The organism is Dorea sp. (assembly GCF_977044405.1).
In genome coordinates, this window is the sequence record NZ_CDRRQK010000039.1 from 1 (window position 1) to 15,609 (window position 15,609).

Sequence of the window (15,609 nt, forward strand, 5' to 3'; positions counted from 1 at the left end):
GTAGTAAGACCCCTTGAAGACGACGAGGTAGATAGGTCAGAGGTGGAAGTGCAGTAATGCATGGAGCTGACTGATACTAATCGGTCGAGGGCATGACCAAGCAAGGTGATAGGTAGGATGAAAGAAATATTTCTTGTATGCAGTTTTGAAGGTATATGAAAGATAAGAAGCAATCAACATGTGTTGGTTGTTTTTTGTTATACATACAATTGAACCGATGTAAGTTTTAAAGCTATCTAGCCAATAAAAATGTATAGTAATACAAAAATGGGACGGGGTATTTTTAAAAATACCCCGTCCCATTTTTCTTTAAAGAATAAAAAATATATAAATTAAGAAATATCTTTTGACCGCAGGTGACATAGATGATACAATTGAGACATTGTTGAATAGAAAAGGAGTTTATATTATGGAACAGAAAATTATTGCCACAGTTGGTGGTCATCAGATTACAGAAGCAGAAGTAGAAGCATTTATCCACAGCCTTCCAAGAGAGCAGCAGGCATACGCATCACATCCGGATTTTCGTAAACAGTGCGAGGAACAGCTGATCGCAGTATATGCATTTGCAAAATATGGTGAAGAAGAGAAGATTGACGAGACAGAAGAATTCAAAAATGTTATGGAGAATGCAAGAAAAGACATTCTTGCTCAGATGGCAATGAGAAGATTATTCGCAGCTGTTAACGTAACAGAGGATGAGATCAAAGAATATTATGAGGCAAATAAATCTAAATACTCTAAGGGAGCATCCGTACATGCAAAACATATCCTGGTAGAGGATGAAGAGACATGTACACAGCTTCTGAACGCAATCGTAAGCGGAGAAAAAGTATTTGAGGATGTAGCAAAAGAATCTTCTACATGCCCTTCAGGAGCGAATGGAGGAGACCTCGGAGAATTTGGAAGAGGGCAGATGGTAAAAGAGTTTGAAGATGCAGCATTTTCAGCAGAGATCGGACATGTAGTCGGACCAGTAAAGACTCAGTTTGGATATCATCTGATCAAGGTTGAAGATAAGAAAGAAGCAGGAGAATCAAGCCTGGAAGAAGTAAAAGAACAGATCCGTGCAGAGCTCTCCCAGAAGAAGCAGGAAGAAGCATACAGAGAAAAGGTTGAAGAACTGAAAAAGAAATATATGGAATAAGAAATATGTGGAATAAGAATATCTAGTATGCAAGAGAAGCTATCAGTGCCAGATCCTCGGAGGATATCTGACGACTGATAGCTTCTCTTTAGCTGCGTCTTAGATATAATTATTTAGATATATTTTATCAGGTCTTATTTGGTTTCAAGTAATTTATCAATACTTACAAGTTTTACGCTTAAAACGAAGATCTTAGCGGCAACTTTAAGTTCTTCTACAGTAGGATAAGAAGGAGCAATACGGATATTGCTGTCTTTTGGATCCTTTCCGTATGGGAATGTTGCTCCGGCACCGGTCATAACAAGACCGGCTTCTTTTGCTTTTGCTACGATAGCTTTGGCACATCCTTCCATAGAATCAAAGGAGATGAAGTATCCTCCACGAGGTGCAAGCCATGAACCGATTCCAAGACCGCCAAGTTCTTTTTCCAGTGTACTCAGTACGATGTCAAATTTTGGACGGAGAATATCAGCATGTTTTTTCATGTGCTGAACCATTCCGTGAATATTTCCAAAATATCTGGCATGTCTTAACTGATTCAGTTTATCGTGGCCGATTGTCTGAATGCGCATCTGTTTTCTGATATCAGCAAGGTTCGCATCAGATGCAGCAATTGCGGCGATACCAGAACCAGGGAAACTGATCTTGGATGTAGAAGAGAATTTGTACACCATGTCTGGATGTCCTTCTTTTTTACACTCCATTAAGATCTCGATCAGGTAATCCTGTTTATCTTCATATAAGTGATGAATACCATATGCATTATCCCAGAAAATACGGAAGTCTTCTGCAGCCGGATTCAGTTTTGCAAAACGATGAACTGTTTCATCGGAATATGTGATTCCCTGTGGATTAGAGTACTTAGGAACACACCAGATACCTTTGATTGCAGGATCAGAACTTACGAGTTCTTCTACCATGTCCATGTCAGGTCCGGTTGGAGTCATTGGGATGTTGATCATCTCAATTCCAAAATATTCTGTAATTGCAAAATGTCTGTCATATCCAGGAACCGGACATAAGAATTTTACTTTATCAAGTTTAGCCCATGGGGTACTGCCCATAACACCGTGAGTCATACTACGTGCGATTGTATCATACATAATATTCAGGCTGGAATTTCCGAAGATAACGATATTATCCTTTGGAACTTCCATCATATCAGCAAGCAGCTGTTTCGCTTCAGCAATACCATCCAGAACACCGTAGTTACGGCAGTCAACGCCTTCTTCGCAAACCAGATCAGAATCACTTTTCAGGACATCCATCATGTCCATAGAAAGGTTCAGCTGTTCAGTAGACGGTTTACCTCTGGACATATCCAGTTTCAAATTCTTGGCTTTTACCTCTTCAAACTGGGCTTCCAGACCACTCTTCAGTTGCAATAATTCTTCTTTGGATAATTCTTCATATGCTACCACTATACCATCCTCCATTTATATATACCACTCAATATTATAATATTTTAGCAGAATTTGACGTTTCGTCAATGGTTTCTTGCAAATTTAAACGAATTTATTAAAAAATATGCAATTCAAAACAATAAAAATGAAATTTTTGTGTAAAAGTTATGCAAAAATTATGGCGTGATAAAGTGAGTAAGTATCAAAAAGCTGAAGATAGTATATGTAAGAAGCAGAAAAACTATGTTACAATGAGCAGATAATAGGAAAATGTCGGATTATTATAAAGCATAAGAGATTGAGGAGCGGACATGAAAAGAAATATATCCAGGGAAGAAGGTCAAAATAGAGAAAGTATTGAAAAAGATAATCTTTATGAAGTAAACCGTTATGCAGATACAGCATTTCCGGTAGGGGCGTACACTGTGACAAGAGAAGGAATCATGCCGGAGGGAAGAGGATATAAGGATCTTCACTGGCACGAAGAGCTGCAGTTTACGTATGTTGTAAATGGTGAATTAAGGATCAGAATAGATGGAAAAGATTATCTGGTGAAAGAAAAGGAAGCAGTCTTTATCAATCGGAATTTACTTCATATTACAACAGATCTGACAGAGGATGGAAAATATATCAGTCTGAATTTCCCGGATAAGATTCTTGGATTTTTCCCAGGAAGCAGGATGGAGCAGGATTATGTATTCCCGTATACGAGAGGATATATGCTTCCGGCGGTGGTATTAAAGCTGCTTCCGTATCACAGGTTGGGATTAGAAACGTATGAACGGCTTGGAAGGGTTTATGAATTGAAAGATATCGAAACGCCTGGCATGGAAGAGATGAGAAAAATGGCAGAAAGTATTCGGGAAAAGATGCCCGGATGCAAGGTAAAAATCAAAGGAGAATTGTATACAGGAAATATGTAAGGAAAAGGGATTGGAATAGCCTGAGGAAGCTGTTTCAATCCCTTTTCCTTAATAAAGTTATGTTATATTTGACATTTATTTTTTTATTGTGCACATTCCAGTACGATTACTTCACAGCTGTCAAGATGAAGTGTATGTGACGGTACCTCTGCATGGTTTTTGTTAGAGAGAATTATCCGTTTTATAGCAGATTCCAAAGGAATATCTACAGGTGTTTGTCCAAAGTTGGAGGCAACGAGGATTTTCTTAGTATCTTTCTGACGGTAGTAAGCCATAACGGTCTCTGTATCCTGATATGCAGGTACAAATTCTCCATAAGTGAATACATCTTTATATTCTAAAGATTTGCGGACGGCAATCAGCTTACGGTAGTAGTTCAGTACAGATTCCGGATCATTCTCCTGACTTTCCATGTTGATCTCTGTATAATTAGAATTTACTTTAAGCCAGGGAGTTCCGGTTGTAAATCCGGCATGTGCCTTAGTATTCCATTGCATTGGAGTTCTGGCATTATCACGGCTCATCTTGCCACATACTTCCAGTGCTTCTGCATCACTGAGACCGGCATCTCTTGCAATGAGATACTGATCTATCGTACTGATGTCATTATATTCTTCGATGCTGTTCCATACAGCATTGCGCATACCAATTTCCTGCCCCTGGTAGATGAATGGAATTCCACGAAGGAGGATGCTGACTGTTCCAAGCATTTTGGTTCCGGCCGTATTTTGTGCATATTCTGGTAAGAAACGGGATGCACCTCTTGGTTCGTCATGATTTTCGATGATATTGGCTTCCAGGCCGCATGTTTGAACTTTAAGCTGAGAATCAGAAATTACTTTACGCCATTCTTTGAAATCAATTGGAGGAGCATCATACCAGCCATGTTCACCGTCGCTGAGTGTATGAGCACTGAAATCAAATATGGTAGAAAAGTGCCCATCTTCGCCAATGAACTGGGTAAGTTTATCTTCTTTCATATTGAATACTTCAGCAACTGTAAATGCATCATATTTCTGAAATGTGTGTTCCTTTAAATCTTCCAGAAATTCCCCTACTCCGTCAACGCTTTCAACCATTCTCCAGCAGCTTGCCATACCATCGGCCGCGTCCGGTTCGATATCCGGGAAATCCAGATCTTTCTTGATATTGATAATTGCATCGATACGGAATCCGGCCAGCCCTTTTTCCAGCCACCAGTTGATCATCTGATAGAGTTTGTCCCGGAGTACCGGATTTTCCCAGTTAAGATCGGGCTGTTCTTTGGCAAACATATGAAAATAATATTTGTCCGATCCAGGAACAGGTTCCCAGCAGCTGCCTCCAAAATAAGAACGATAATTGCTGGGAGGATTGCCATTCTTTCCCTTGCGGAAATAAAAATAATCAGCATACTCACCATCCGGATCTGCGAGCGCTTTCTGGAACCATTCATGCTGATCGGAACAGTGATTGATTACCAGATCCATGATGATATACATATCACGCTTTTTCGCCTCTGCCAGCAATTCATCGAATTCTTCCATGGTCCCGAATTCTTCTGCGATAGCGTAATAATCAGAGATATCATATCCCTGATCGACAAAAGGAGATTTGTAGATTGGAGAAAGCCAGATGATATCAATTCCTAATTCTTTCAGATAGTCTAATTTTGATATGATTCCGCGCAGATCTCCGATACCGTCTCCATTCGTATCCAGAAAACTTTTCGGATAGATCTGATATGCTACTTTGTCGTGCCACCATTTTTTCTTCATGTCTGTTACCTGTTATTACAAAATGTCGTAATACCTTTCTGATGATTTATTATAATTAAGCAGTTATTAGCTGTGTATAATAATAGAGTCCGTCTGAAAAATCATTCCTGCAAGATATATGTCTATTGTAGTATATATCTTGCAGAAAGTATTTCCTGGACACACTCTGGCATTATACATGGCATGATATCGAAAATCTTGTAGTATTATATGCTTATATAATACAATACTGTGTTTTTTGAGTCACATACAGGAATGTTGTCCGGCTTAAAATTATCAGTGGACCGATTGGAAAATACAGATTTTCCTTTTTTAATTTTTTATGTATTCCGCAAGCATACGTACCAGCTTCTCAATATCAAGAGGCTTGGACAAATGTGTATTCATTCCTGCATCCAGGCATTCCCGGATATCTTCCTGATATGCATTGGCAGTGGTAGCGATAATCGGGATATTTCTGGCATAAGTTCCGGGAAATGCCCGGATGTTCTTCGTGGCTTCCACACCGGACATGACGGGCATCTGCATATCCATCAGGATGGCATCAAAAGGAGTGGATTCCATCTCTGAGGTCTGGAAGATATGCAGACATTGTTTGCCGTCTTCTGCGCGGATGCAGTGGATATCATAAGGAAGAAGCTGCTCTTCCAGAATCTCGTAGTTTAATTCATTGTCTTCCGCAACCAGAAGCTTTAGCGGACGGTCCGGATGAACTTCTGTTTCCGGGATAAGGGATCCGCCGGAAGCTTCAGGGGAATCATCTTCTATATATGGGAACTCTAAAGTAAGATAAAACGTGGTTCCTTTTTGTGGTTTACTTTTGACTTCGATAGTGCCATCCATCAGATCTACCAGCCTTTTGACGATCGAAAGCCCAAGGCCACTTCCACGGACTTTATTTACTCTGGTATCTACTGCCCTTGAAAAATCAGAATACATCACCTTCATAAAGTCTTCCGTCATGCCGATACCAGTGTCACTGATGATGGATATCAGGCGGATGTGGTCAGGATCCGTAGCAGGTTCTTCATAGATTTCCAATTGTACAGTGCCGCCTTCCGGTGTATATTTGACCGCATTGGACAGAAGATTCAGGTAAATCTGTCCCAGACGGAGAGAGTCGGCAAGGATTGTATCATATAAAATATGATGCTTTTTACAGAGAAAATTCAGTGGCTTAGTGCCGGGCGAGCTGAAGATAGTCTGCTCAAGGAAACGGATCGTATCCGAAACTTTCAGCGGTTGTGCCATTAATTCAAAATTACCACTTTCGATACGTGACATATCAAGGATATCATTGACCAGCTGCTGCAGATGCGTACCACTGAGTTGGATTTTATTCAGATAGTCCTTTAATTTTTCATAATCTGTTATAGAAAATCCATCTTTGAAAGAAGCATCCAGATGATTTCTGGACAGATTTACCAGTCCCATAATGACATTCATCGGTGTACGGATATCATGTGACATACGCGAGAGAAAGTCGGATTTGGCAGTGCTGGCTTTATTGGCTTCTTCGGCAGCAACAATCCAGTATTTTTCGCGTCTTTTTTCTTCACTGACAATCCGGATGACGCATAAGACCTCTGTTACATTACCGGAGAGATCACGTTTTTGAACAATGAAGCGCATCAGATGCCAGTTACCATCCTGGGCAAGGTATTCAATTGCAGTTGTCTCATCGTACCGGAGCCTTTGCTGAAGTGTTGAAAGATTGAAAAAATGCAAAGACTGTTCCAGGTATTCAGGTGCTACTGTAGTGTGGCAGATCTCCCGGAACATTAAACGGGCACTGCCAGTGTGTGTGGCAGAGGTATTTCCGAACATATCATCGGAGATTACGTCATATTGATCAGAGATCAGGTTGATACGATAGATGGATACATAGATCTTACTGATGGTAGACAATATCTGGTTTTTCTTTTTCGTTTCATACAATGCCTGCTCCAGTTCGCGCTGATGCTGCCGTTCTTCTTTCACAATGTCATCAATATGGCGGAAGGCAATCAGTACTTCAAAATTGTCATCCGTCTGGAGAATCTTAGTGACACGGACTTCAAAGAATACCTGATCCAGTGAATTCGGAAGACTCTGATAGCGGTAACTGATGCGGTCCTTTCCGGTAAGTTCTTTTTGCAGAGCTTCAGGGGTAAGGTGTTCCAGAAGATCAGGAGCACTGTCCTTAAGTACAAAATGATCATAGTAAGAACGCAATTCGTCCGTATAACAAAGAATTCGGTCACCAGCCGGAGAGATAGAGTTCGTAACATTAGCATGATGATCCAGTTTGACTGTTCTGGCAGTATTATTCATAAGATTTACACGGAAGACCGAGATACTGTCTTCACAGAGAACCATCAAAATCTGGCGTTCGTTCTGTAAAAGATCGAGGTTGTTCTGCAGGTCAGCCTGTTTTTCTTCCAGAAGAGAAAGCATACGGATATTCTCACGGGAAGTGCTTAAGTGCGTACCGGCAAACGTGATCTGCTGGATAAAAAGATCTGAGAGTTTATTATGAGGATTGTCAATACCTATAAAACCATGAAGTTCGGAATGATAAAAAATAGGCATTATAAATGCAGCGAATATATGTGCGCGCTTCAAGTATTTGTATTCAACAGGCATGGTATATTTGACGTCTTCAAGGTTTTCGATTAATACAGGCCGTTTAGAGTGAAAGATATCCAGCCAGTCAATGATATAGCAAGCCGGAACGTATTTTAGAGCATCTTTCTTAGAAGGGATGCCATCGGCACACCATTCAAGTGTATTGGAATATATTTCCGGATTAGCGGTATCTTCGGAAAGAAGCTCTGCAGGTAAATTCTGTGGATCATAGTCAAGCTTATCAAACAGATACACTCGTTCTGCATTGGAATAGCGTCCGATCAGATGCAGTAGTGTTAAAATAGCATCATTTAATTCCTGAGGATTTCTGGAGCGGTCAATCGTCATCAACTGCTTTAAAATATCCTGGGCAAATTGTGGATCCGGTTTTTTAAGTGTTGTTTCATTCATAATATTTTCTCGATTCTTTTTTGTATAAAATGACTTGTCGTTAAGGTTATAATTAATAATATTATAGCAAAAATCATAAAATGTTGTAAATGAAAATGTAAAATTTGGTGTCGGATTTGCAGAAATATTATTTTGGGTAAAAGAATCAGGTATAATAAAAAATTTATTTAAAATCAGACATATTGGAGAAAAGAAAAATCAGCTGCAGTATCGGAGTGTATCATTTTATGTTCCCACAGGTAATGAAGGTGTTAATAACAGAGACGGATCATGTATTATATGAGGCAAAAGAAAGAGAAAGAGCCCGCTTTGTAATAAGAGAAGAGGAATCAGATGTTTAAAAAGAATACAAAACAGGTGAATCGGATGATCGCCAGAATGTATGCGGGTGGTATGGCAGCCGTCTATATTGGCGTACTGGGAACGAATAATCATATAGGAGTATACATTACTTATGCACTGAGCCCGATCGCAAGCTGTCTGTATTTTGAGAAAAGGATAAAAAACAAAGAGATTCCTGGAACGTTTTATAAAAAAGAAATGATATTCTTTCTTTTTTGGCTTAATTCACCTAAAAATAGCATGTAAAATAATTTTTACACACAAATTTCCGCAAGAATCTATCTAATGTAAAAGTTATTTGATAGACTTTAGATACTGGATATGGAAAGATGTTCCTGAAAGGAAGGAGACGAACAATGGAAATAGGACAAAAATTAAAAGAAGCACGGATGAGAGCTGGTTTCACCCAGGAAAATATAGCAGAGAAACTGAATGTATCAAGACAGACGATTTCGAACTGGGAGAACGAAAAATCTTATCCGGACATTGTAAATGTAATTACATTAAGCGACCTGTATTCCATAAGTCTTGATGATCTTTTGAAAGGGGATGAAAAGATGATGGAACATCTGGAAGAAAGCACGAATGTCGTAAAGAGTAATAAGAAATTGCTGGGTGCAGTTGTCATCAATATTGTGATGATGGTGCTTCTTATTACATTAAGTGTGTTCGTACCGGAGAAGACGTATTATCTGGCCGGGGTATTCTGTATCATGATTATTGGTGCAGCAGTATTGCTTTATGAAATTATCAAACGTATCTAGGAGGAAAAAGAGATGAAACAAAATATGATATACATAGTGATAGGTGCAGCAATCGCCATTGTAGGTGGTGTGGAAGTAGCATATCAGATCTATAAAATGACAGTGATCGATGCAGAAGCCAGAGGTCTGAAGCATCCCAGATTATTAGGAATGCTTGCAATGAATGGGAATAATTCAAGTGGATTAGTGCTGTATCTTATCGGAAGAAGAAAATATCCGGTATTACATATGGATCAGGCGATGCAAAAAATCATGGAGAAGAGGAAGAAGGCAGCAGGAGCCGGACTTGCATTCGTTGTGGTTGGTGCAATAGGCGTGGTGCTTGGGTGCATGATGTAGGCGAAAAGGAATAATGCTATAAAAAGTGTGGAGTAAATAAAAGCTCTGCACTTTTTTCATATTCGCATAGCTTCCATATAGACGAAAGGTTAGGAGTGTCTTAATCTAAAGAGCATATTTTCACAAAAGGCAGGAGGCACCGAATCATGAAGAAAAAATACGGATACATCCGGGTATCAACAAAAGACCAAAATCCAGAGAGACAGTATCAGGCTATGGGGAAAATGGGAGTGGACAAGAAAAATATATACGAAGATAAGATGTCGGGATATAGTTTTTCAAGACCGGCATACAAGAAAATGATAAAAAGGATGAAAAGCAATGATGTATTAGTAATAAAAAGTATCGACAGACTTGGAAGAAATTATAGTGAGATATTAGAACAATGGAGAATGCTTACGAAGGAAAAGAAAATAGATATCCAGGTGATCGATATGCCATTACTTAATACAGATTCTGAAAATAATTGTGTAGGTGAAGAATGCAGGCAGTATTGCTCGTAAGCCGTGATATCACATCAAGTAAAAGGGCGGAAGAATTATCTTACAGAGATAAGCTAACCGGATTGTATAACCGGAATTATATGGAATCCAAGAGTGGATATTTTGCGCAGAAAGAGGCGGATTATCCGGCAAGTCTTATCATGGCGGACTGCAATTATCTGAAACGGACAAATGATACACTGGGACATGAATATGGCGATCTGTTGTTAAAGCGTATCTCAAGAATCATACAGGAGTCTATTCCGGAAACGGCAATGGCAATGGCAATCCGGGCCGGTGGAGATGAATTCCTGATCGTATGCCTACAGTTATGAATGATGAAGTATCATTTGAAGAAGCTTATGAGATGGCAGATCAGGCGATGTATAAGGAGAAGCGGTCTACGAGAGAATAAGAACAAGTGCTTTTTATCAGGTGACCCATCTGGTTGCCTGATAGAAAGTCAGCTAAAATGTGATTAAAGCACCTGCATAGATATTTTCGTCAGATATTCCTCCGGGGAAGCAGAGGCTACTTCATCGATGATGGCTTCTTTGTAAGAATACTGTCCGGTTGACAAGCTGTGTTCATCAATCCAGCAAAAAAGCTTTTTGTAAGCTTCTTCCGCTTGGTAATAGTCTCCTTTCAGGTAAGCGACAGCGTATTTTCCGGCAGGTTTGATATGGTACGGATGTCGATCCGGCCGGTCAATAACCTTGGTAAAGAAATATGCATAAGTATCCAGATGGTTCTGGCGTAGTTCTCTGACATCTAGCATAGCGCCATACGGGTGGCCGGCGTTCAGGTTGTGATGATTGCAGTATCCGACATGATTGCAAAGCGTCTGTATAATCTGTTCATGATCGTTGGTATTCAGCGACTGACTTAAAATCAGATATTCTTCCGGGGTATCTTCTAAGAAGATATGGCCGGAAGGGGAATCCGGCTGGAAGAACCAGTCACTATTTTCCAATGCCGGATCCGGGGGTTCGGAGTTGGAAAAAAAGGACTGGCAGGCATGAAAAAGTTCTTCCTGCTTGGATACAAGGGAAAGCTTGGTTTCAATTACCTGCTTAATCTTTTTAATACGGGCTTCTTCATGTAGAACTTCTTCCTGTTGTTCCAGAAGAAGCTCTTTTAAACTTTCCGGTGTACGCTGGCTTAAGAATGCACCGATCTCTTTTAAAGGCATACCAAGTTCTCGTAGACAGGTGATGGTAAAAAATACATCAAACTGATTCTCACTGTAATAACGGTATCCCCGTTCATCTGTATAGGCAGGTTTAAAAATGCCTATCTCATCATAATGTATCAAAGTTCTTTTATTCGTCCCACATAATTTTGCAAAATCTCCGGTTTTTATGCATGGAATGCTGAATTTTTGCATAAATATTCAATCCTTTCTTGACTATACCGTTACGGTATACCTTATTATAGATTCGGTTTCAGAAGAAATCAATAACGAAGAGAGTTTGGAGGCGTAAAAATAATGCTGCCGGACTGTAACAAATCAAAAGCTTTTCAAATACGCTCAGAGCGTAATGGCTAAAAGATAAGTAATTAAAAAAGAAGGTTAAGAAGAAAGGAATAAGAGCTATGCCAAAGTTAAGTGACAGAGTCAATACATTTACCGATTCCGTCATCCGTCGTATGACAAGAATCAGCGATGAGTACGGAGCTATTAATTTATCACAGGGATTCCCGGACTTTGATCCTCCAAAGGAGATCTTAGATGCACTTGCGAAAGTTGCATACGAAGGACCACACCAGTATTCAATCACATTTGGTGCCGAGAATTTCAGAGAGGCACTTGCCGAAAAACAGGGAAAAGTAATCGGAAGAAAGATTGATCCCGAGACAGAGATTGTAGTAACCTGTGGCGGGACAGAGGCCATGATGAGTGCGATGATGACCATCTGTAACCCGGGAGATAAGGTTATGGTGTTCTCACCATTTTATGAAAATTATGGAGCAGACGCGATTCTTTCCGGTGCAGAGCCGATCTATATCCCGCTGGTTCCGCCAACTTATGAATTCGATATCAATCTGGTAGAAGAAGGATTTAAAGCAGGGGCAAAAGCGATTATCGTCTGCAATCCGTCAAATCCATGTGGAAAAGTATTTACCAGAGAAGAACTGACACAGATCGGTGAACTTGCGGTGAAATACGATGGATTTGTTGTAACCGATGAAGTGTATGAGCATATGGTATATGCACCAAATGAGCATGTCTGCATGGCATCTCTTCCGGGAATGTATGAACATACGATTACGTGTAATTCGCTTTCCAAGACATATTCGATTACAGGATGGCGTCTGGGATACCTGATCGGACCGGAAGAAGTGATCGAAGGAGCGAAGAAAGTGCATGATTTCCTGACTGTAGGAGCAGCAGCACCTCTTCAGGAAGCAGCAGTTGTCGGATTAAAGTTCCCACAGTCTTATTATGATGATCTGCTGGCTCTGTATACAAAGAAGAGAGAACATTTCTTAAAGGGACTTGATGAGATCGGATTAAAACATAATGTACCGCAGGGAACATATTTTGTCATGATTGATATTCAGGAGTTTTTAGATCTTCCGCAGTTTGCCGGATATACAGATCTGGAATTCTGTGAATGGATGATTAAGAACATCGGAGTGGCAGCAGTTCCGGGATCCAGCTTCTTCCGCGAGGATGTGAATAATCTGATCCGTCTGCATTTTGCACGTGAGGAAGAGACCATTGATGAAGCACTTTTACGTCTGAAGAAATTAAAGGAGCTGTTGTAGAATGACATATTCTGTAAATTTTGCAAATTATACAATTGGTGAGGATGCATATCAGAAGGTAAATGAGGTGTGCAGCCAGTATGGAACGAAGGCACTTCTGATTGGTGGGAAACTTGCGTTAAAAGCCGGGAAAGAGAAACTTGAGCAAGCTATTGGCAGCATAAATAAGAAACAGATTGAAGAGCAGAGTTCTAATAAGGATCTTATAGTGATGAATTCCCAAGATGAGACAGATGCGGAGAAAAGTAATTCAGTGAGGAATGAAAATTCTGAGAGAATTGAGATTATAGATACCGTATTATTTGGAACAGACTGTACCTATGCCCGGATGGAAGAATTGGCAGCATATGCGAAAGCTTGTGGTGTGGATATGATCTTTGGAATGGGCGGTGGAAAAGCACTGGACACGGCCAAGGGTACGGCGGAAAAAGCCGGACTTCCGGTATTTACATTTCCAACGATTGCAGCAACCTGTGCGGCGACAACGGCACTTTCGGTTGTATATAAAGAAGATGGCAATTTTGACAGCTTTTACTTTTATGACAAACCGGCACGTCATAGCTTTATCGATACAGAGATCATCGCATGTGCACCGGAGTGTTATTTAAGAGCCGGAATGGGAGATACGCTTGGAAAATATTTCGAATGCCATTTTGCAGCAAGAGGAGATGAACTGCATCACAGTTCGGCACTTGGACGTGAAATCAGTAATATGTGTTATCTGCCACTTCTTACATATGGAGAGAAAGCAATGAAAGAGTGCCGGGAAAATCGTGCAGGCGTTGCTTTGCAGCAGGCAGTACTGGCAAATATCGTAAGTACTGGTCTGGTATCACTTATGGTGCTGGATGAATATAACTGCGCAATCGCACATTCGGTATATTATGGTCTGGTGTTGCTCCCGGGATTCGAAGAAGAGAATCTTCATGGTGATGTGGTTGCATACGGAGTTCTGGTGCAGCTTATGGTTGACGGAGAAAAGGAACAGGCAAAAGAGATGAAAGCATTTTTACAAAAGCTTGGCATCCGTACCACACTCGCAGAGATGGGTGCGCCGATAGAAAGAGATGCACTGAAAGCGGTGTTAAAAGAGACGGTGGCCGGCCCGGATATGGAGCATATTCCGTATGAGGTAACAGAGGATATGATCTATGAGGCATTTGTTAAAGTAGAGAAATTATAAAGGGAAAGAGAAAAATGGAAAAATCACATATAACAACCAAAAACCTTCTGAAATTTATCTTGGGTTCGGCATTCGGTATCCTGATGTTTCTGGTGCCGATTCCTCAGGGAGAATCATTTACCACATTACTGGATTTCCTAAAGAGCTGGATCAAAGGATTATTCGGAAGCAGTCTGCCATATATTATTATGGTGATATTAATTGTATCAGCAGTTATGAGTCTGTATGATTATTTTGCAAAACCGGACTGGATTAGAAAAAATCATTATCTGACCCGTGCATTTTCGACCACACCGCTGTATCTGGTGTCTAAGATTATCGGGGCTGTATTTGCAGTCATGGTAGTATTTGGAATTGGACCGGAGCAGGTTATCTCGGCAGATACCGGAGCAACGATCGTGGATCTGTGCGGTACGTTGTTCAGTATCGTGCTTGCATTCAGTTTTATCATGCCATTCCTCACTGATTGTGGAATCATGGAATTCTTAGGTGTCATCGCAAAACCGGTCGTACGTCCGTTATTCCATGTTCCTGGACGTGCATCAGTAGACCTGATCGCATCATGGTTTGGAGCATCCAATGCGGCTGTTATTCTGACACGTGAGCAGTATATGAGAGGATTCTATACAAAGAGAGAAGCAGGATTCATTATGACAAACTTCTCACTGGTATCGATTCCGTTCTGTCTGATGGTTGCAGATACGATGGGAATTGCAAATATCTTCCCACCGTTTTATCTGTGTATCTGCCTGGTAGGAATTATCCTGGCTATAATCATCGCCCGTATCCCGCCAATCCGCAAGGTTCCGGATACTTATCGTGAAGCAGTTGGAAAGCAGATCAATGAAGAGATTCCAAATGAAAAAGGGATCCTTGCTCATGCAGTAGAGATGAGCTGTAAACGTGCAGAGAACTTTACAGCCAGAACAGTCGGAGAAAGCGGACTGGAAGTTATGGTCGGTATGTTCTTTGACCTGATTCCAATCGTAGTATCATGGGGAACAATCGCGCTGATCATTGCAACTTACACACCGTTCTTCAAATGGATTTCTTATCCGATGGCATTATACCTGAAGGTACTTGGCGTACCGGAAGCATTCGCAGCCGCACCGGCAACTCTGGTTGGATTTACAGATATGTTCATTCCGGCACTTCTTGCAGTTGGACTTACATCTGTAAAGACGAAGTTTGTAATCGGGGTACTGTCACTGGTACAGATTATATATCTGACCGAGGTTGGAACGATTATCATTAAGAGCGAGATTCCACTGAACTTCTGGAAGCTGCTTGTGATCTTTTTGGAGAGAACGATTATTGCGATACCGTTGATTGTGTTATTTGCGAATGCGATTGGTGTTTAATACATTAATTTGGGTTGGATTCCCGGTCCTTGCGTATGCCTTGGTATAAGATCTGGTCCGCGACTCCATGAAGCAAGAAGTAGTAAGAGAGCCTGAATTCCCTAAAAGCAACAGAAAG

Annotated in this window: 15 protein-coding genes and 1 rRNA gene; 12 read left to right on the forward strand and 4 right to left on the reverse strand. The window is 40.6% G+C overall.

The genetic code is table 11. The annotated features are described in order from the left end of the window. Both ACWJAF_RS13045 and ACWJAF_RS13050 read left to right on the forward strand, forming a co-directional pair. A 23S ribosomal RNA gene (locus ACWJAF_RS13045) occupies nt 1-100 on the forward strand; the annotation flags it as partial. Nucleotides 101-409: 309 nt separating this feature from the next. Then, on the forward strand, nt 410-1,147 hold the full coding sequence (locus ACWJAF_RS13050; RefSeq protein ID WP_448864510.1) for a peptidylprolyl isomerase: 738 nt from the start codon (nt 410-412) through the stop codon (nt 1,145-1,147). Between the two features lie 134 nt (nt 1,148-1,281). On the opposite strand, the gene ACWJAF_RS13055 is transcribed toward ACWJAF_RS13050, so the two are convergent. Beyond that, nucleotides 1,282-2,568, reverse strand: a complete 1,287-nt coding sequence (locus ACWJAF_RS13055) for an aminotransferase class I/II-fold pyridoxal phosphate-dependent enzyme (protein WP_296033614.1) — start codon at nt 2,566-2,568, stop codon at nt 1,282-1,284. A gap of 293 nt (nt 2,569-2,861) precedes the next feature. Here ACWJAF_RS13055 and ACWJAF_RS13060 point away from each other — a divergent pair, with 293 nt between their 5' ends. Further along, on the forward strand, nt 2,862-3,473 hold the full coding sequence (locus ACWJAF_RS13060; RefSeq protein ID WP_448864513.1) for a cupin domain-containing protein: 612 nt from the start codon (nt 2,862-2,864) through the stop codon (nt 3,471-3,473). A gap of 83 nt (nt 3,474-3,556) precedes the next feature. Here the strand turns inward: ACWJAF_RS13060 and ACWJAF_RS13065 are convergent, their stop codons facing one another. Together ACWJAF_RS13065 and ACWJAF_RS13070 are read right to left on the reverse strand one after the other, a co-directional pair. Beyond that, a complete protein-coding gene (locus ACWJAF_RS13065) occupies nt 3,557-5,230 on the reverse strand; it encodes an alpha-glucosidase (RefSeq protein ID WP_448864515.1) in 1,674 nt (557 codons plus the stop codon). A gap of 312 nt (nt 5,231-5,542) precedes the next feature. Further along, on the reverse strand, nt 5,543-8,248 hold the full coding sequence (locus ACWJAF_RS13070; RefSeq protein WP_448864517.1) for an ATP-binding protein: 2,706 nt from the start codon (nt 8,246-8,248) through the stop codon (nt 5,543-5,545). A 182-nt stretch (nt 8,249-8,430) separates the two neighbouring features. Here ACWJAF_RS13070 and ACWJAF_RS13075 point away from each other — a divergent pair, with 182 nt between their 5' ends. From ACWJAF_RS13075 to ACWJAF_RS13100, 6 genes are all read left to right on the forward strand, one after another. Beyond that, nucleotides 8,431-8,589, forward strand: coding sequence for a hypothetical protein (locus tag ACWJAF_RS13075; RefSeq protein ID WP_448864519.1), 159 nt, complete (start codon nt 8,431-8,433; stop codon nt 8,587-8,589). After that, a complete protein-coding gene (locus ACWJAF_RS13080) occupies nt 8,582-8,836 on the forward strand; it encodes a hypothetical protein (protein WP_448864521.1) in 255 nt (84 codons plus the stop codon). Before ACWJAF_RS13075 ends, ACWJAF_RS13080 begins: the two co-directional genes overlap by 8 nt. A gap of 110 nt (nt 8,837-8,946) precedes the next feature. Further along, a complete protein-coding gene (locus ACWJAF_RS13085; protein ID WP_448864523.1) occupies nt 8,947-9,354 on the forward strand; it encodes a helix-turn-helix domain-containing protein in 408 nt (135 codons plus the stop codon). Between the two features lie 12 nt (nt 9,355-9,366). Then, nucleotides 9,367-9,693, forward strand: a complete 327-nt coding sequence (locus ACWJAF_RS13090; RefSeq protein WP_448864525.1) for a hypothetical protein — start codon at nt 9,367-9,369, stop codon at nt 9,691-9,693. A 146-nt stretch (nt 9,694-9,839) separates the two neighbouring features. Continuing rightward, complete coding sequence (locus ACWJAF_RS13095; protein WP_448864527.1) at nt 9,840-10,196, forward strand: recombinase family protein; 357 nt, start codon at nt 9,840-9,842, stop codon at nt 10,194-10,196. Beyond that, the gene (locus ACWJAF_RS13100; RefSeq protein ID WP_448864529.1) at nt 10,175-10,510 is read left to right on the forward strand and encodes a GGDEF domain-containing protein; all 336 of its coding nucleotides are present in this window, start codon (nt 10,175-10,177) and stop codon (nt 10,508-10,510) included. Before ACWJAF_RS13095 ends, ACWJAF_RS13100 begins: the two co-directional genes overlap by 22 nt. Before the next feature lie 143 nt (nt 10,511-10,653). Here ACWJAF_RS13100 and ACWJAF_RS13105 read toward each other — a convergent pair whose 3' ends face one another. Further along, nucleotides 10,654-11,562 carry a MerR family transcriptional regulator gene (locus tag ACWJAF_RS13105; RefSeq protein ID WP_448864531.1) on the reverse strand — a complete coding sequence of 303 codons (909 nt, stop codon included), beginning with the start codon at nt 11,560-11,562 and terminating at the stop codon, nt 10,654-10,656. Between the two features lie 209 nt (nt 11,563-11,771). Here ACWJAF_RS13105 and ACWJAF_RS13110 point away from each other — a divergent pair, with 209 nt between their 5' ends. The 3 genes from ACWJAF_RS13110 to ACWJAF_RS13120 are packed head-to-tail and all read left to right on the forward strand — an operon-like array spanning nt 11,772 to nt 15,491. Beyond that, nucleotides 11,772-12,947: a pyridoxal phosphate-dependent aminotransferase gene (locus ACWJAF_RS13110; protein ID WP_448864533.1), complete on the forward strand. Its 1,176-nt coding sequence runs from the start codon at nt 11,772-11,774 to the stop codon at nt 12,945-12,947. A 1-nt stretch (nt 12,948) separates the two neighbouring features. After that, complete coding sequence (locus ACWJAF_RS13115) at nt 12,949-14,130, forward strand: iron-containing alcohol dehydrogenase family protein (RefSeq protein ID WP_448864535.1); 1,182 nt, start codon at nt 12,949-12,951, stop codon at nt 14,128-14,130. A 14-nt stretch (nt 14,131-14,144) separates the two neighbouring features. After that, the gene (locus tag ACWJAF_RS13120; RefSeq protein WP_448864537.1) at nt 14,145-15,491 is read left to right on the forward strand and encodes a YjiH family protein; all 1,347 of its coding nucleotides are present in this window, start codon (nt 14,145-14,147) and stop codon (nt 15,489-15,491) included. The last annotated feature ends 118 nt before the right edge of the window (nt 15,492-15,609 follow it).